The organism is Bacteroidota bacterium (genome assembly GCA_018266755.1).
Classification (GTDB): Bacteria; Bacteroidota; Ignavibacteria; order Palsa-1295; family Palsa-1295; genus JAFDZW01.
Genome location: JAFDZW010000001.1, coordinates 152,373 through 169,550, shown reverse-complemented (window position 1 = coordinate 169,550; position 17,178 = coordinate 152,373). Strand labels below are relative to the sequence as shown.

Below are 17,178 nucleotides of genomic sequence, written 5' to 3'. Positions count from 1 at the left end.
ATTATTTTCGTATTGGAATACCTCGTTGAGCAAGATAGGACTTCAATCCTCCGATCGTTAGCTCACGATAATGAAACAAGCTTGCTGCGAGCGCCGCATCGGCAGCACCCTCACGAAACACTTCGAGAAAATCCTGTTCGGCGCCGGCTCCGCCGCTGGCGATCACCGGAATACCGACCGATTGGGAAATTGTACGGATCAACTCGACGGCAAACCCCTTCTTCGTGCCATCATGATCCATCGAGGTCACCAGAAGTTCTCCCGCTCCTCTGTTCGTCGCTTCCTGAGCCCAAGCACGTGCAGATATACCGCTCGCCAACCGACCGCCATTGAGATATACCATCCACTCGCCATCGACGACACGCGTGTCGAATGCTACAACGACACACTGATTTCCGAATCGACGTGCAACATCTTCGATTAGAGTCGGAGAGGTAACGGCAGCGGAGTTTATAGAGATTTTGTCCGCACCAGCGCTCAGTAGCACGGACACATCTTCAACTGAACGAATCCCTCCGCCGACAGTAAACGGGATATTGATGTTCGACGCAATGCGTCGCACCAATTCGACGAGTGTTCCACGTCGCTCATTCGTAGCGCTAATGTCGAGGAACACCAGTTCGTCCGCCCCCTCATCACAATACCGTATGGCGAGTTCGACAGGATCGCCGGCATCGGCGAGATGTTCAAAGCGAACACCCTTCACCGTTCGACCTGCGGCGATGTCCAGACACGGAATAATTCGTTTGGTCAGCATTGTGTCTCAAAAAAAGGTTGAAGAGATGGCATATCGATTTTCCCTTCATAGAGTGCTTTCCCAACAATTACACCGTGGCAACCCACTCGTTCGAGTGCCTGTATATCCTCGATGGAAGACACTCCCCCACTTGCAATAAGTCGTAATTGCGGAAACACGCGATTGAGCCCACTGTAGAGTTCTGCGGAAGGCCCGTCGAGTATGCCGTCTTTTGCGATGTCCGTGCACAAGTACTGGGTCAACCCATAAGGAATATATCTTCTGAGCTGATCAACGATCCGTAGCGATGTTGTCTGTTGCCAACCGTTGATCGCAACAGATTCGCCTCGGACATCGGCTGCAAGTAGTATCCCATCACCCCCATATTCTTGAAGCCAGTTGCAGAACAACTCAGGTTGTTCGACTGCCACACTTCCAACAACTACGATCGTTGCGCCGGCGTCATACGCCGATTCGAGATCCGCAGAAGAAGCCAGCCCACCTCCGAAGTCGATGTTCAACGATGTCTGTGATGCAATACGCTCGAGCACATGAAGATGAACAGGCTTGCGAGTGCGTGCACCATCGAGATCGACGAGATGCAACCGGCGAACGCCGGCAGACTCGAACTCTTTGGCCATGTCCAGCGGCGATCCTGCATACACTGTCTTTTGGTCGTAGTCCCCTTGCGTGAGCCGGACACACCGGTCATCAATAATATCCATTGCAACGATCACTTCAATCATAGGCTCATAAAATTTTCAAGCAGCCGTGCTCCTGCTGCACCCGACTTTTCGGGATGAAATTGCACACCGAAAAAATTTCGTCGAGACAAACCTGCACTAAAGTATCCACTATAATCGCTGAGCGCCACCGTCATTTCCGTGCGTGTCACGTGATAACTGTGGACAAAGTACATGAATGTCCCCTGGTCTACTCCGCGAAAGAGTGGCCCAACGGTCCGTTCGATCGTATTCCACCCCATGTGTGGCACCTTCAAAGGACCATCGAAGCGGACGACATCGGCATCAAAGACGCCCATACACTGAGTATCACCTTCTTCGGAGTTCCTGCAGAGCAGTTGCATCCCGAGGCAAATTCCCAATACCGGTTGCTCAAGTAGCGGTATGACTGTATCAAGACCCCGCAAGCGAAGTTCATTCATCGCTGCACGGGCATCGCCGACACCTGGAATCACAACTCGATCTGCCTGTTGCACTATTGATGCGTCACTGGTGATAGTGATATCAGCACCTAATCGCTGTAATGCGGCGGCCACCGAAAAGGTATTCCCAATTCCATAATCCACAATCGCGATCGTCATAGTACGCCCTTCGTGCTTGAGATGATTGGATTCCGATCATCGCGTCGAATTGCAGATCTAATCGAACGAGCAAACCCCTTGAAGATCGCTTCGATCTTGTGATGCTCGTTCGTCCCGCTCGCCTTAATATTCAGATTGCATTTCGCCGCCTCACAGAAGGATCGGAAGAAATGAGCGAACATCTCGGTTGGCATATCGCCGATTTTTTCACGACGGAATTCGACATCCCATTCCAGCCAGCTTCGTCCCCCAAGATCAATCGCTATCGTTGCAAGCGCGTCGTCCATCGGCAGAACGAACCCATACCGTTCGATACCAGCCTTGTCGCCCAATGCCTTCGCAAATGCTTCCCCAAAAGCAAGTGCGGTATCCTCGATTGTGTGATGCTCGTCAACGTGTAAATCGCCACGAGTCGAAATACGAAGATCCATTCCCGAGTGCTTTGCGACCTGCAGAAGCATATGGTCGAAAAAGCCGATGCCGGTATGGATCGTGCCATTACCTACTCCATCAAGATCAATATAAACCTGCACGTTCGTCTCAGAAGTGTTGCGTATGACTTCTGCGGATCGTCGAACGCCGCGTAGCATCGTATAAATGTGCTCCCACGATTCAAAGGTATGGCTGGCAATGGGTCCGGGTGCAACCGTCCAATTGCCACCTTGTAAGAATATCGACTTGCAACCGAGATTATGCGCGAGTTGCACATCCGTCATCCGATCACCGATCACATAACTATTCGAGATGTCGACGTCTTCCGCAAGATAGTGTCGAAGCATTCCGATTCCGGGCTTTCGGGTTTCCGCTCGTTCATGTTCGAACGTACGATCGATCAGGACTTCATGGAATAGTATCCCTTCCCCAGTAAGTATTTCGAGCATGCGATTATGCGCGTCCCAGAACGTCTCTTCTGGAAATGAATCTGTCCCTAAACCATCCTGGTTGGTGACCATCACTAACTCATACTCTAATTCACGAGCGATTTTGCCAAGCCATGTGATTACTCCAGGCACAAATCGCAACTTGTCCAGCGAGTCGACCTGGTATGTATTCGGCGGCTCGACTATGATTGTCCCATCACGATCGATAAATAGTATCTTTTTCATTTGCACTGTTTCAGTACGTCAATAAGTCTGTTGTTTTCTTCCGAAGTCCCGATTGTGATGCGCACACATTGCTCACATCCTAACATTGTGCTGCGATCGCGTACGACAATACCATGCCGAAGGAGCGCTCCGTGCGCTTCCGTAGCTGATGTTACTCGCACCAGCAAAAAGTTTGCATCGCTTGGGAATACCGTTCTCACGATTGGCAATTCTTCGAGCAGCACACGAACGTTCTCCCGTTCGCGGATGGTCAGGCGTATCCACTGCTGCACGATAGATTCGTTCTCGACAGCATCCAATGCTAATTGCTGAGATACTGCATTGACATTATAGGGTGGTTTTACTTTATTAAGGACTGCAATGACCTCGCTATCGGCGAATGCCATCCCGATTCGCAACCCCGCAAGCCCCCATGCTTTAGACAGCGTTCGCATGACGACGACATTGTTATGCCGTTCGATCTCTCCGATATACGAGGCTGAGGAGGAATAATCCCAGTACGCTTCGTCAACGACGACGAGGGCGTGCACTGCGTCGACGATACGCATCACATCGGCTCGTGTAAGAGCATTGCCTGTCGGGTTATTCGGCGAACACAGGAAGATAAGCTTGGTATTCTTGTCCGCACAGTTGACAATCGCATCCGTATCGAGTTGAAAGTGTGTCGTTAGCGGCGCTTCGCGCACTTCAACGCCGTTGATGCGCGCCGACACCTCGTACATTCCGTACGTTGGCGGACAAATAATGACGTTGTCGATACCAGGTTCGCAAAACGAACGAATGAGCAGATCGATCACCTCATCGCTACCGTTACCTATAAAGCAGTTCGCTTCGTGCGTTGCATTTAAACAGGCCAGTCTAACTTTGAGCGAGCGTTGAAGCGGATCAGGATATCGATTGAAGTTACCAGTAATCGGGGCTCCGTAGCTGTTCTCGTTCGCATTCAGAAAGATGTCCGCCGAAGAATCGAACTCGGCTCGTGCATTCTTATATGGTACTAACCGTGCGATACCTGGCCGCACAAGTGATGCAATATCTACTCTCATGGCATCTCCTCCCCGATCCTCAGTCGTACAGCATTCGCATGCGCTCGAAGTCCTTCGGCTTCAGCCATTGGGATGATCGCATCGCTTAGTGTTGTAAGCCCCGGAAGACTCAGCTTTTGGACTGTAATATATTTCATGAAGGCGTCGAGCGAGGCCCCGCTATAGGCGCGCGCGTAACCGCCGGTCGGCAACGTGTGGTTCGTGCCTGAAGCATAATCACCAGCACTCTCCGGGGAGTAGTTACCGAGAAAGATCGAACCGGCGTTTTGTACCTGGGCTGCGAGACGTTCGTCTTCGCGACATGCAATGATAAGATGTTCCGGCGCATAGCGATCGAGCAACTCCAATCCTTCTGCGACGCTCTGTACGAGAATGGCGCGGCTCGATGCAAGTGCTGCCTCGGCGATCGTTCGCCGTGGAAGCAGCGGGAGTTGCCGCTTTATCTCAGCCAGAGTTTCCCGGATCACCCGTTCGCTATCGCTGACAAGCAAGACCTGACTATCTCGACCATGCTCCGCCTGGGACAGCAGATCAGCCGCAACATAGTGTGGGTCGCAGCTATCGTCTGCAATGACCGCAACCTCCGAAGGCCCGGCAGGAAGATCAATCGCGACACCATAGCGACTGACGAGCTGCTTCGCCTCGGTAACGTATTTATTTCCCGGTCCGAATATTTTATCGACACTGGGCACTGATGCACTACCGAACGCCATTGCGCCGATGGCTTGAGCACCGCCAATGGTGAACACGCGATCGACTCCGGTTAGTAGCGCCGCAAATGCAAGTGCCGGATGCAGCCGTTGTACCCCGCCCGACGGGGTACACAGAATAATCTCGTCGCAACCGGCAATTCGTGCAGGGGTGGCAAGCATCAACAGTGTAGAAAATAGCGGCGCCGTCCCTCCAGGAATGTACAAGCCCACGCGTTCAATCGGAACAGCCCGTCGCCAACACTGCACGCCAGGGAGTGTTTCCACATAGATGTCCGGTCGAAGCTGAGCACGATGGAATCGCTCGATGTTCTTATGCGCACATTCGATCGCTTCACGCAATTTCGGATCGACTTGATCTGCTAGCGCTTGCAGCTCAGACCCAGATACTTCGAACGAATGCAGCAATACACCGTCAAACCGTTCGACATATCGCCTGATAGCAGCGTCACCCTCCCGCTGAACATGCTTCAATATCTCTGTCACAACTGTCTCGATGGCTCTGTCGTCAGACACAGGGCGAGCGAGCAATTGCGGCCACATGCGTTGTGGTGGGTATGTATATACGTGCATCATACGATCATTTTTTCGATTGGAATGACAAGGATTCCTTCTGCGCCATGTGCCTTTAGTGACTCTACAATTTCCCAAAATTCGCTTTCGCTCACAACCGAATGCACGGAGCTCCAGCCCTCTTTCGCAAGCGGCAGGATCGTTGGGCTTTTCATCCCGGGCAGGAACTCGCAAATGCGGCCGAGCCGATCGTTCGGCGCATTGAGCAAAATATATTTATTATTACGTGCCGTCTGCAATGCATTGAACCGGAACAGCAGCATATCGAGTAGTTCACGCTTGCTGGCACTGAGCGACTCGTGCTGCACAAGCACAGCTTGCGAACGTAGTACGACCTGTGCTTCCTTCAGACCGTTAAGAAAGAGCGTACTACCTGAGCTCACAAGATCGCAGATCGCATCGGCAAGCCCAATGCCCGGCGCAATTTCCACCGATCCGCTGATCTGGTGTATCTCTGCCGTAATGTTATTCTCGGCTAAATAGCGAAAAAGGATATTCGGATATGAAGTCGCGATTCGCATTCCTTCGAGGTCACGGCAGCTCTCAAATTCTCTATCTTTCGGGACTGCGATAGATAGTCGGCATGTGCCGAACCCTAATTTCGATACGAGCGATACACGACGGTCTTTCTCGAGCAGTACGTTTTCGCCGACGATACCGACATCGGCAATCCCATCCTCCACATACTGCGGGATGTCGTCATCACGAAGGAAATATGCCTCTGCCGGAAAGTTATCCGCCTCGCTCTTGAGCTTGTTCAATCCATTGCTGATGCCGATCCCGCTTTCTTTCAAGAGGGCGAGCGACGCATCGGCAAGTCTGCCGCTGCGTTGGATGGCTATGCGAAGTCTCATTTGAAGGTTTAAAAACAAAAAGGGCTCACCGTTTCCGGTAAGCCCTGATGAAATTCGATCTGTTTAGAATCTACATAGCATCATCCCGCTTACCGTCTGGTAAGATATGGTGATGATGGATATGCAAGAATTGCTTCATGTAGTTCGTCGGCGAAAACAACTTCGCAAGAATATGAAAAGTTCAATCTCGTCGCATCTTCGCTCGTTACCAATATGATATTCGACGATTCCTGCCAACCAATCACAGCATACGAGTAACCAGAATATCCCCATCGGGTTCGGCAGAGACATCGAATCCGAGCGCTTGACACTGTCCTTCGAGCACGGTGCTGCCGGCCGTCAAATAACCATACAGGCGTCGAATGTTCTCGTTCTTCGCAATCGACGTAAGCCGACTCAATGCTTCACCACCAATACCTTGATGTTGAAATGGATCTCCGACAATAAGATGAATCTCCGCACTCCTGCCGTCAGGCGACTTACTCATTCGAGCAACGCACATGATCGTCTCGGTCCCGGTTCTTCCATCATGGCGGCATGCAATGAGTGGCATTTCCAGGTCATAATCAGGAAAGCATATCTTCGAGAGTCGTTCGTGGGCAACGCGGTCGCGCAAGTTCATCGGCTGCAAGAACCGCTGCACGACCGAGCGATCCGATAACGATGCATGAAACTCAACCATCGCCAGTTCGTCTTCCGGACGGATCGGACGGAAGACGATATCCTGCCCGTCGTCTGTAATCCAGTGCGATATATACTCCGAGGGATACGGACGAATCGCCGTCGGAGGTATCGTAGTCAGATTGATACTCGGTCCATGAAGCACGACACGAGCATCCAAGGCAAGAAGTCCGTCGGCAGATACAAGTAATGGATTAATATCGATTTCTTTGATCGTCGTCTGCTCTGTAACAAGATAGGAAAAGCGCACCAGTAGTTCTTCGATCACCTGCAGATCGACGCTTGTTCGTCCTCGAACTCCCTTCAACGCGTCGTAGATCTTCGTTCGCTCCATCATGAGTCGAGCAAGTGTCGTATTGAGCGGTGGCAATGCGAGCGAGCGATCCTTAAATACTTCCACCAACTGCCCTCCGGTACCGAATAACAACACCGGGCCGAATTGAGCATCGGTCGTACTTCCGACGATCAGTTCGTAGCCGTTGTTGCGAATCATCGGTTGTACTGTCACTCCCGCAAATGCCGAATTGCCGGAATGTTCGGAGACTGCTGTGCGAATATCTACGAACGCGCGCCGCACTGCATCGGCACTCTCGAGATTGAGCCGGACCCCTCCGACATCTGTCTTATGCGTGATGACATGTGAATGAAGTTTGAGTACGACAGGATACCCGATTGAGTGCGCTGCGTCTACGGCTTGTTCCACTGTCGTCGCGATCTCAGTCTTGACGACAGGGATGTCATAGAGTACGAGTAACTGTTTCGATTCATACTCGCTCAACAGCTCTCTTCCCGACGCACGAATGGTCGAGAGCATTCTAGATGCATGTTCATGAGCTGATCGCTCGGCCTCCTCGTTGGTTCGGACACGCGTCGGTGTTTCATAGAGCGCTCGAAGATTATCGCTATAGCGCCACATCATCGTGAACATTCGTGCCGCTTCGTCCGGATATCCGAATGTCGGTATGTTCGCGCGGTTGAGCACTTCGATCCCCGGCTCGACGTGGCGTCCCCCCATCCAACACGCGAGCACCGGCTTTCCATTAATGCGCGCATACGGTTTCAGCCGTTCGGCAATATCGGTCGGTTCGATCATTGCCTGCGGAGCAACGATCACAAGCAGCCCGTCGCTTGCAGGGTCATTGGCGATGATACTAAGAACTTCGGAGTACCGTTCGGCGCTTGCATCGCCGAGAATATCGATCGGGTTCGCGTGGCTCCAATGCGGCGGCAATATCGCGTCGAGTTTGGCGCGCGTAAACTCCGATAGTTCTGCAAGTACTCCACCGCTTGCGACGAGCGCATCGGTTGCCAATACTCCCGGGCCACCGGCATTGGTGAGGATCGTCAAACGTGGCCCTTGCGGTCTCGGTTGTTTGGCAAGCACTTCCGAGAGATGAAATAGATCCGATATCTCCGCGACGCGAACAACGCCACAACGACGGAATGCAGCATCGAGCACATCGTCACTCCCAGAGAGAGAGCCCGTATGAGACGCTGCTGCCCGCGAAGCTGCCTCCGTACGACCGGGCTTAATAACGATGATCGGCTTGCGGTGCGTTACTGATCTGGCGGCGGACATGAACGACCGCGCATTACCGATCGACTCCATATACACCACAATACTTTCCGTATGCGGATCGTTGCCGAAGTAATTGATTAGATCGGACCAATCGACATCGAGCATCGAGCCGACAGATACGAATGAACTGTACCCGACATTCTCACGGAAACTCCAATCCAATACTGCCGCACCAAGCGCACCGGATTGCGTAATGAACCCGACATTCCCCGCTCGTGCAATTCCTGCAGCGAACGTCGCATTGAGACCGATCAATGGGTTCATCACACCGAAGCAGTTCGGCCCCACAATGCGCATCCCCGAATCACTTACACGTTCAAGGATCTCACGTTCCAACGCTTCGCCGGCAGGCCCAACCTCCTTGAAGCCTCCCGAGATGATGACGCATCCTTTCACTCCCGACGCGGCACACTCGCCGACGATCTGCGGGACGGCGGCTGCCGGGGTAATGATCACTGCAAGATCGACCGGCTCGCCGATCGCAGCGACCGTTGGGTACGCCTTGATACCTAAGACGTTCGATTGCCGCGGATTGACCGGGAATACGGTACCATGAAATTGATCGTTGAGCAAATTCCAGAGCACAGTCCGTCCAACCGTCCCGGGTTTATTCGTCGCACCAATGACCGCTACCGTTCGAGGATTGAGGATGGCCTCGAGCGGTGAAGTGACAACTTGTCGTGGTTCCATTCGAATATGATATGCGCGGCGTAGCCGCTATGGGGTCAGGGTGGAGTCTGACCGGTGTTCAAGGGCGTTACAAAATTACGAAGACGTGAATCGCCGTGCCTAAGAACGGAATCAATCGATAAAGAACGCGCGTTCCAGCCCAGCATCTATGACCACCGTTCGTTACCGCATCCCAAGAGAACATGGCGCCTATGTTGTGCTCATCGCCTCTTGGGTATTCGGTGTACTCTACACGCATCCAACCGATACTGCCGGTTCCGCGCTGGCCCTAACCTCCGCTCTATCGATCTTTCTTCTGCAGGATCCCTTCAAACAATTTTCTCGTCCGAAACGCGGGTCGAACCCATTCGCGAGCACCGCAGCGCTCACACTTGCACTTCTGGGTGCGGTCAGCGGGACGGCAATGATTGCCCGCACCCCTAGCGTTGCGATGTGCGTCGTCCCACTCACGGTGATCGGTGCACTCTACTTTGTCATGCTGCGCAACAAACGCAGCGCGATCGCTCGATCATTCGTCGGCTTTGCCGGCCTGACGCTCCTTACTCCGATGACGATGCTCGCCTCCGGCTCGGCAGCATCGCTCACAGCACTGTTTCTTGTTTGGATATTTGCGACCCTCTTCTTTTGCACATCGATCTATTGCGTCGCCATACGGCTTTCCGAATCCGGCGCAATGCGAAATGCACTCCTCTATCACGGAATCGCGTTCGCAATCGTGTCGATTCTTGTTCGTTCGCAACTGCTGCCGATCTCGGCAGTGTGGTGTATGCTCGTGCCTCTCGTTCGTTTCGTACTGATCGTGTTTACACGAGAACGATATACGCGATTACCGATCAAGTATATCGGCATTCAGGAAACGATCGTCGCTTTGCTTGCGCTCGGACTTACGATCGTAATCAGATAATCAGTTCGACTTCTTATACGAGAAGCCCGTTCCGAGTCCGACAACAAACGCCACCAACGCGCATGCACCGATTGCAAAGATCGTATCGCCAGGCACACGCAGCCATCGGAGCGTTGACATCAGGTCCGTCTGCATAAACTCCGCACTGCGGGCATACCAATATCCGCGTTCGACCGATGCCCAGGTCTGACGCAGCCCAACGGGCAATAGACTGAGCAAGATCATGGTCATCAGTCCGAAGTTAATCATCCAGAACGACCATTTTACCAATGTCTCGTTCCATTCGCGGCCCGGCTTCAGCGCACGCAGGCAGAAGAGCATCAACCCGATGCCCAGCATTCCATACACGCCAAACAACGCGGCATGTCCGTGGACGGGTGTGGTGTTCAATCCCTGCATATAGTACAGGGCGATGGGTGGGTTAATCATAAACCCGAAGAGTCCGGCACCAACCAAATTCCAGAATGCGACCGCAACAAAGAAATAGATCGGCCACCGATACTGTCTGATCCAGGGCTTCGCTTCGACCAGCTTCAGGTTTTCCCAGGCTTCGAATGCAACAAATGTCAGCGGTACAACCTCCAGCGCACTGAACACAGCGCCAAGCGACAAGACAAGTGTCGGCGTACCACTGAAATACAGATGGTGCAATGTTCCGATGATACCACCGGAAAGGAAGATCGTACTTCCAAGCAGTGTTGCAGAAGATGCGCTCTCGACACGGATCAATTTCATTCTGGCAAAGAGGAATGAAATGACGACAGTGGCGAATACCTCGAAGAATCCTTCGACCCAGAGATGCACAACCCACCACCGCCAGTACTCGGCAATTGCAAGATTTGTATGCTTCCCGTACGCAAGTGCCGACGCATAGAATCCGGCGATCGCAATCGCCGATATGAGAAACAGCACGAGGATGGGCCGTTGCGCATCTTTTCGACGTAGCGCCGGCATGATCGCTCGTGCCACAAGCCATAACCACAGGAGAAGACCAACGAAGAGTGCAAGCTGGAATGCACGTCCGAGATCGATATACTCATAGCCGCTGTGACCGAATAAGAACCACAGTGAAGCAGGCAACAACTGGTGAACACTGGCATACTCGCCAGCCATCGAACCAAGAACAACAACGAGCAGCGCACCGAATAGAACATTCACCCCAAGCCGTTGTCCTTTCGGCTCGAATCCACTTACGGCAGGCGCAATATAGAGGCCCGCCGCGAGCCAGGCAGTCGCGATCCAGAAAATACCAAGCTGTGTGTGCCATGTTCTGGCGATGCTATACGGGATAATCTGCGCCAGTGGTATCCCATAAAACGCAGAACCCTCGACTCCATAATGGGCAGTAATTACCCCCATGAGTATCTGAAGCAACACGAGCAACGACACGATCCAAAAGTATTTCACAGTCGCACGCTGCGATGGAGTTGGCTGATAGCCAAGCAACGGATCGTACTCTGGCGTGTCGGCATCGTCCGGAGCATGACGCTGTTTTGTCGCATAGAACCATGCCATCGCTCCGACTCCGGCAAGGAGCATGAGAATACTGACGCCGGTCCAGACGATCGCATCGCCACTCGGCTTGTTTCCTACAAGTTCTTCATGCGGCCAGTTGCTGGTGTATGTGATGTTGTCGTTCGGACGGTTCGTCGTTGCAGCCCACGCACTCCAGAAGAAGAAGGCACCCAACTCGCGCAGCTTGATACTATCGGTAAGCGCACCGCGCGGTATTGCGTACGCATCGTTGCCATGAGAGAACAGGTCTGCGTAATAATTCAGATTCCCATCGATTGCGTATGCACGCTCCTTCGAGACAACAATCGCTTCCCGCGACGCATCGAACGTGTTTACACGGATCATCCCCTGGAGCCGCTCACGGAGTGCGGCTTGGCGCTCAGGCGGCAGTTGATCGTACAACACCTTCGACGAATCCGCACTCGCCCATTGATTCAGGATCGATGTGGCTTCTCGATGCAACCAATCCGCAGTCCAGTCCGGCGCGACGTAACTGCCGTGCCCCCATACGGAGCCAACTTCCATTCCTCCGATCGACTGCCATACATTTTGTCCTCGTTCGATGGCATCATCCGGGATAACGACCGTTCCGTCAGTCGTGACTACTCGTTTCGGAATGGGCGGTGCTTGTTGATAGATTCGAGTTCCAACCCAAAGTAATACTGCGAACGAACAGACAATCACAGCAGTAAATGCAATCCAAAGGCGCTTCATTGTAGGATGTGTGGGTGGTAAACACGTTCAGGGCCACTATATAATTAGTGACCCATATTATTTAACACTTCGGTCTCAAGCTTTAGTGCGCGAGGGAATAGCACGGCGTTTTCAAGAAACACATGCATGTGCAAGTCATGCTCGAACTCTTCGAGCTCATGGTATGTGAGGCGGAGCGTTTCACACGCATCCGTCGGTGGTTCGTACTCGTCAAGGAGTTCGCGAATCTGCGCGAATGCGTCGCCCGCCGCGTCGTGCTCGCTCATCATCACAGCAATCGGGTTCGATACCGAGCCGAACGGCGTTCGGGGGACGATCTGGTTGTTTGCCTGCGCATAAACAAGTTGACGGATGTACGGGAAGATCATTACTTCTTCCTTCAGCAGATGCTGATCGAGTTCAGCACTTGCTGCGTCAAATATCTCTGCGGCACAGATCAATTCGGGATGCCGAGTGCCATGAACCTGCACGACCTTCGACAAATGCCCTCGCAATAGCGGCGTGTTCGAGCGAATATAGCGGTGGTGATTATTGAAGATGTAATCGACCAGAAATCCCAGATCCCATTGGTAATACCGATTCGCCGATAGATCGTTCGGCAGCGACTCCAGTTCTTGTGAGACTTCGTGCACATCGACACCTTTGCTCTGACATGCCGTGCGCAACGATTCGGCGCCATGACAGCAGAAATCCAGACCATAGTGTTCGAATATCTTCGCAGCGTTGGGATTGTCGCTAACGAGTTCGCGGAGTGTTCGATTCGTTGTTTCCATCATGGGCTCCAGTCTTCGATCGTTTGGGTGTCCAGAATATTTTCCCTTCAATGATCTCCAGCTGCCCTTCCTGCTCCATATGCTTGATCGTGCGGATCACGGTTTCGACGCGAAGTCCGGTCATGTCGGCAAGTTGCTGCCGTGTGAACGGAACGACGAACTCGTCCTGCCGGCCAAGACCGCGCGAGCGTTTGAAGTACGCCATGAGCGACTTCAGGCGGTGCTCGGCCTCTTCGACGGCTACTTCGCTGAGCATCATCGACTTGTACATCAGGCGTTTGCCGAGCGTTTCAAGCAGGGCATAGTGTACGTCGAAGTTGTCTCGGAGCATCTCAAGGAACGCCGGTTGCGGTAACGAATAGACAGTCGATTCTTCGACGGCGAGTGCCGTCGCCGGGTAGTTCATCGAGGCAAGCAGCGGCGGTTCGCCGAAACTTTGGCCTGCAGTGAAGTACCCCTGCACAAACTCTCGCCCTTCGTCGCTAAAATGCGACATCTTCACTTTACCGCTGCATACGACGTAGAAGTGCTCCGCCCGTTCTCCCTGTCCAAATATTATCTCATTCTTATTCAACCGAATGAGCGTTGCACCGTATCGTCGTAAGAGCTCCTCCGAATACAGTTCATTCATCGTTGCTCTCGATACAAAAATATCCAGATCCTATGCTCAATCATTATGACGTATGTCATACGACAACCGCACGATCTTCCGATCAGGATGCGACAACATCCACCCTCCGTGATTAATTGGTTTGAAAGCGTAGCTACGAACATTTGTTCGAGTTACTACGGGTACAGATTACTGTGCACAGCCAGACCCAACGCGCCTATTATCAATCAGTTAACATCCACCGTCCACATAGCTAAGCAGCTTCTGTTGTCTCGAATACTGCGTATATCCTAATCCCAGGCGGCTTCATTCGGATAGTGTTGCATCGATCGTCGCATCGTTTGCGTTGCTCTTGACTCTCTCGAGTTATGGCGGGAAATCCGACTCGAACTCGGACGAGCTAAAGAAGGACGACGCGGGTATTGCGGAGGTTGTATACAAAGCGAACCCGGCAACGCTCGAGCAGGGGCATCAATTATATATCACAACGTGCGCACCGTATCACGGTCAAACCGGAAAAGGCGACGGCCCTGCCGCAGCAAACCTGAATCCGAAGCCCCGCGACCATACAAACGGAGCATATATGAGTAAGCTTACCGACGATCGGATCGGGCATACGATCAAGAAGGGCGGAGCGCAATTCGGTTACCCGGGTATGCCGGCGCAACCACAGCTCAAAGAAGACGAAATTAACGCCTTGCTTGCCTACGTACGGTCACTGGCAAAGTAGCAGAAGACCAGTGCTGAAATACAGAAGGCAGCCATCGGCTGTCCTTCTGTATTTCTGGCCGGAGTCAATTACTGCTCCACGACTGCTTCAAATGCTTCGAGGAAGGATTCCAACTCTTCCTTTGTGACCACCAACGGTGGTAGTAAGCGAATTACATTCGTCGCTGTCACATTCGTAATAATACCGCGATCGAGTAGTGCTTTGTGAATCGGCTTTGGATCGATCACACATTCGATGCCGATCATCAACCCTGCGCCTCGCACTTCGCCGATGGTCTTCGGGAAGCGTGCTTTGAGCTCATTGAGTCGCCCGAAGAACCACGACGATAGTTCGTTGATACGATCCATCAAGCCGTTCTCAATCTCCTCGAGAACTACGGCGCCGGCGACACATGACAGTGCATTCCCACCGAATGTCGTACCGTGTACGCCCGGCGTAAATGCTGCGGCAACACGATCGGTCGAAATAATCGCACCGAGCGGAAGCCCACCACCCACGGCTTTGGCCGAGACGATGATATCTGGTTTCAATCCGAGCTTCTCGAACGCAAAGAACGTCCCGGTGCGGCCGATACCGCTCTGGATCTCGTCGGCGATAATGAGCACACCATAGCGTTCCTGTAGCGTCTTCAGCAGCGCGACGGTCTGGGCAGAGACAACCTTAATCCCGCCCTCTCCTTGGATCACTTCAAGAATGATCGCCGCCGTCCGTTCGCTTACAACAGACTCGAGAGCATCCGGGGAAGTACAACGAATCCCTTCGACAAGCGGAGAAAAGCCTTCGCGATACTTCAGCTTGTCCATGAGCGAGAGCGCGCCATACGTGCGGCCATGGAAAGCATTCTCCAGACCGAAGACTTCATACTTCCCTGCCGGTGCGCCGAACTTCCTGGCAAGTTTAATCGCACCCTCGACCGCTTCGGTACCACTGTTACAGAAAAAGACTTTATCGTATCCTGATAGCTTCTTGATCTTTTCTGCGAGAACGATCTGCGGCTCTTGTAGATACAGGTTCGACAAGTGCAAATACTTGTGAGCCTGTTCTTCGATGGCTCGGATCACTCCCGGGTGGGAATATCCCAACGCATTCACCCCAAGCCCCGAAATGAGATCGAGATATGCACCCTTTTCGGTATAGATCGTACAGCCTTCGGTGTGTGTCACCGCACCAATGGCCAGACGATCGTATGTATGAAATAATGCGGCCGATTCGCGTTCGGCGAGCGACGCGTCGGTCATGACGGTATCTGCGAGTAACGTGCTTTCCACAGGGCTATTTGTGTTTGAACTTCAATCGTTGATGTACTGCCCGTCGAGCGTTTGCGCTCGATCGAGCGAACAGGATCCAGGGCGTCGAATACATCGGCCTCGATCACAGTTGAAAATGTCTGGAGTGTTTTCAGCGGCACTTCATGCAATTGATGCCCGCTGCGCTCACAATGTGCGACAACCAATCCGGTGATTTCATGCGCCGTTCTGAACGGCACACCCTTTGCCGCAAGATAATCGGCTAACTCGGTCGCCGTCAGGAAACCTGCCGCGAGCTGGGCTCGCATCGCATCCGCATTAAAGACTGCGCCGTCGATGAGTTCTGTGGCCATCTTCACGCAGTCGGTTGTCGTACCCAGTGCGTCGAATAGCGGCTGCTTATCGGTCTGCATATCTCGGTTATACGCGAGCGGTAGCGCCTTCATCGTGGTCAGAATATTCATCAGTGCACCGTACACGATACCGGTCTTGCCACGAATCAGCTCGGCCATATCCGGGTTGCGCTTTTGCGGCATGATGCTGCTGCCGGTTGTAAGCGTATCGGGGAAGCGGACGAAGTTGAACTCCGACGAACTCCACAATACGCATTCTTCGGCGAAGCGACTCAGATGCATCATGATGATCGCACAATCCGAGATTACTTCGATCACATGATCGCGATCGCTCACGGAATCGATACTATTCTCGGTAATCCCGGAAAAGCCAAGATGTTGCGCCACTGCCTCCCGATCGATCGGCCACGACGTCCCGCTGAATGCGGCAGAACCGAGCGGAGACACATCCGAACGAGAGAGGGCGTCGGTCAAGCGCTCAACATCGCGATCGAACATCGAAACGTATGCCAGGATATGATGCGCAAGCAACACCGGCTGGGCGTGTTGCAGATGTGTATATCCCGGCATGAGAATCCCGATCGACGACTCGGCTTTCGATACGATTGCACGAATAGCATCTTCGATTGCGATGCGAAGCGCCGACACCGTACGCTTCAAATACAAGCGTTCGTCGAGCGCAACCTGATCGTTGCGACTGCGGGCCGTATGGAGTTTTTTTCCGACATCCCCGACTTTGCGTACAAGCATCATCTCGACAAGCGAGTGAACGTCTTCGCACTCAATTTCCGGCGGAGCTCCGTTTGCAGTGATCTCATGGGCGATCTCGCCCAAGGCGACAACGATCAATCGTGCCTCTTCTTTTGAGATCACGCCGCATTCGCCAAGCATCGTTGCATGAGCGATCGAACCTTGAATGTCATCCTGGACAAAGGTCAGATCGCTCGAGAGCGAGTTCGAGAATCGAGCGGAGAGCGAAGAGAGTTGCTCGGAGAATCTGCCGCCCCACAATGCCGTGTCGGTTGCAGCCATG

The 17,178-nt window shown here is 52.9% G+C and carries 15 protein-coding genes; 2 read left to right on the top strand and 13 right to left on the bottom strand.

Translation table 11 applies throughout. From position 1 onward, the window contains the following. Position 1 precedes the first annotated feature (1 nt). From hisF to JSS75_00635, 8 genes are all read right to left on the bottom strand, one after another. Positions 2 to 757: an imidazole glycerol phosphate synthase subunit HisF gene (gene hisF, locus JSS75_00670; protein MBS1902200.1), complete on the bottom strand. Its 756-nt coding sequence runs from the start codon at positions 755 to 757 to the stop codon at positions 2 to 4. Continuing rightward, a complete protein-coding gene (gene hisA / locus JSS75_00665; protein MBS1902199.1) occupies positions 751 to 1,482 on the bottom strand; it encodes a 1-(5-phosphoribosyl)-5-[(5-phosphoribosylamino)methylideneamino]imidazole-4-carboxamide isomerase in 732 nt (243 codons plus the stop codon). Before hisA ends, hisF begins: the two co-directional genes overlap by 7 nt. After that, a complete protein-coding gene (hisH, locus tag JSS75_00660; GenBank protein MBS1902198.1) occupies positions 1,479 to 2,060 on the bottom strand; it encodes an imidazole glycerol phosphate synthase subunit HisH in 582 nt (193 codons plus the stop codon). The genes hisA and hisH overlap by 4 nt, the downstream gene beginning before the upstream one ends. Further along, entirely contained in the window at positions 2,057 to 3,166 is a 1,110-nt protein-coding gene (hisB, locus tag JSS75_00655) for a bifunctional histidinol-phosphatase/imidazoleglycerol-phosphate dehydratase HisB (GenBank protein MBS1902197.1), read from the bottom strand. Before hisB ends, hisH begins: the two co-directional genes overlap by 4 nt. Further along, positions 3,163 to 4,212, bottom strand: a complete 1,050-nt coding sequence (gene hisC, locus JSS75_00650; protein ID MBS1902196.1) for a histidinol-phosphate transaminase — start codon at positions 4,210 to 4,212, stop codon at positions 3,163 to 3,165. The genes hisB and hisC overlap by 4 nt, the downstream gene beginning before the upstream one ends. Continuing rightward, positions 4,209 to 5,495 (bottom strand): histidinol dehydrogenase, encoded by a 1,287-nt coding sequence (gene hisD, locus JSS75_00645; protein MBS1902195.1) that lies wholly within the window; start codon positions 5,493 to 5,495, stop codon positions 4,209 to 4,211. Before hisD ends, hisC begins: the two co-directional genes overlap by 4 nt. Then, positions 5,495 to 6,349, bottom strand: a complete 855-nt coding sequence (locus JSS75_00640) for an ATP phosphoribosyltransferase (protein MBS1902194.1) — start codon at positions 6,347 to 6,349, stop codon at positions 5,495 to 5,497. Before JSS75_00640 ends, hisD begins: the two co-directional genes overlap by 1 nt. Positions 6,350 to 6,590: 241 nt before the next feature. Next, positions 6,591 to 9,299, bottom strand: a complete 2,709-nt coding sequence (locus tag JSS75_00635) for a bifunctional acetate--CoA ligase family protein/GNAT family N-acetyltransferase (GenBank protein ID MBS1902193.1) — start codon at positions 9,297 to 9,299, stop codon at positions 6,591 to 6,593. Between the two features lie 148 nt (positions 9,300 to 9,447). Here JSS75_00635 and JSS75_00630 point away from each other — a divergent pair, with 148 nt between their 5' ends. Beyond that, positions 9,448 to 10,203 carry a YwiC-like family protein gene (locus JSS75_00630; GenBank protein MBS1902192.1) on the top strand — a complete coding sequence of 252 codons (756 nt, stop codon included), beginning with the start codon at positions 9,448 to 9,450 and terminating at the stop codon, positions 10,201 to 10,203. Here the strand turns inward: JSS75_00630 and JSS75_00625 are convergent, their stop codons facing one another. The 3 genes from JSS75_00625 to JSS75_00615 are packed head-to-tail and all read right to left on the bottom strand — an operon-like array spanning position 10,204 to position 13,836. Continuing rightward, the gene (locus JSS75_00625) at positions 10,204 to 12,432 is read right to left on the bottom strand and encodes a nitric-oxide reductase large subunit (protein ID MBS1902191.1); all 2,229 of its coding nucleotides are present in this window, start codon (positions 12,430 to 12,432) and stop codon (positions 10,204 to 10,206) included. Positions 12,433 to 12,476: 44 nt separating this feature from the next. Continuing rightward, complete coding sequence (gene ric, locus JSS75_00620; protein MBS1902190.1) at positions 12,477 to 13,208, bottom strand: iron-sulfur cluster repair di-iron protein; 732 nt, start codon at positions 13,206 to 13,208, stop codon at positions 12,477 to 12,479. Beyond that, positions 13,168 to 13,836 carry a Crp/Fnr family transcriptional regulator gene (locus tag JSS75_00615; GenBank protein MBS1902189.1) on the bottom strand — a complete coding sequence of 223 codons (669 nt, stop codon included), beginning with the start codon at positions 13,834 to 13,836 and terminating at the stop codon, positions 13,168 to 13,170. The genes ric and JSS75_00615 overlap by 41 nt, the downstream gene beginning before the upstream one ends. A 325-nt stretch (positions 13,837 to 14,161) precedes the next feature. Between JSS75_00615 and JSS75_00610 the strand changes: the two genes are divergently transcribed. Further along, positions 14,162 to 14,545 (top strand): cytochrome c, encoded by a 384-nt coding sequence (locus tag JSS75_00610; GenBank protein MBS1902188.1) that lies wholly within the window; start codon positions 14,162 to 14,164, stop codon positions 14,543 to 14,545. A 68-nt stretch (positions 14,546 to 14,613) separates the two neighbouring features. On the opposite strand, the gene JSS75_00605 is transcribed toward JSS75_00610, so the two are convergent. Beyond that, on the bottom strand, positions 14,614 to 15,783 hold the full coding sequence (locus tag JSS75_00605) for an acetylornithine transaminase (GenBank protein MBS1902187.1): 1,170 nt from the start codon (positions 15,781 to 15,783) through the stop codon (positions 14,614 to 14,616). Then, positions 15,780 to 17,177, bottom strand: a complete 1,398-nt coding sequence (argH, locus tag JSS75_00600) for an argininosuccinate lyase (GenBank protein MBS1902186.1) — start codon at positions 17,175 to 17,177, stop codon at positions 15,780 to 15,782. Before argH ends, JSS75_00605 begins: the two co-directional genes overlap by 4 nt. Between the last annotated feature and the right edge of the window lies 1 nt (position 17,178).

Bases quoted from the DNA above. Each gene is read 5' to 3' on its own strand.
- JSS75_00640 (MBS1902194.1), bottom strand. From the start codon at position 6,349: ATGAGACTTCGCATAGCCATCCAACGCAGCGGCAGACTTGCCGATGCG.
- hisD (MBS1902195.1), bottom strand. From the start codon at position 5,495: ATGCACGTATATACATACCCACCACAACGCATGTGGCCGCAATTGCTC.
- argH (MBS1902186.1), bottom strand. From the start codon at position 17,177: ATGGCTGCAACCGACACGGCATTGTGGGGCGGCAGATTCTCCGAGCAA.
- JSS75_00605 (MBS1902187.1), bottom strand. From the start codon at position 15,783: ATGACCGACGCGTCGCTCGCCGAACGCGAATCGGCCGCATTATTTCAT.
- ric (MBS1902190.1), bottom strand. From the start codon at position 13,208: ATGATGGAAACAACGAATCGAACACTCCGCGAACTCGTTAGCGACAAT.
- hisA (MBS1902199.1), bottom strand. From the start codon at position 1,482: ATGATTGAAGTGATCGTTGCAATGGATATTATTGATGACCGGTGTGTC.
- JSS75_00635 (MBS1902193.1), bottom strand. From the start codon at position 9,299: ATGGAACCACGACAAGTTGTCACTTCACCGCTCGAGGCCATCCTCAAT.
- hisH (MBS1902198.1), bottom strand. From the start codon at position 2,060: ATGACGATCGCGATTGTGGATTATGGAATTGGGAATACCTTTTCGGTG.
- hisC (MBS1902196.1), bottom strand. From the start codon at position 4,212: ATGAGAGTAGATATTGCATCACTTGTGCGGCCAGGTATCGCACGGTTA.
- JSS75_00615 (MBS1902189.1), bottom strand. From the start codon at position 13,836: ATGAATGAACTGTATTCGGAGGAGCTCTTACGACGATACGGTGCAACG.
- hisF (MBS1902200.1), bottom strand. From the start codon at position 757: ATGCTGACCAAACGAATTATTCCGTGTCTGGACATCGCCGCAGGTCGA.
- hisB (MBS1902197.1), bottom strand. From the start codon at position 3,166: ATGAAAAAGATACTATTTATCGATCGTGATGGGACAATCATAGTCGAG.
- JSS75_00625 (MBS1902191.1), bottom strand. From the start codon at position 12,432: ATGAAGCGCCTTTGGATTGCATTTACTGCTGTGATTGTCTGTTCGTTC.
- JSS75_00630 (MBS1902192.1), top strand. From the start codon at position 9,448: ATGACCACCGTTCGTTACCGCATCCCAAGAGAACATGGCGCCTATGTT.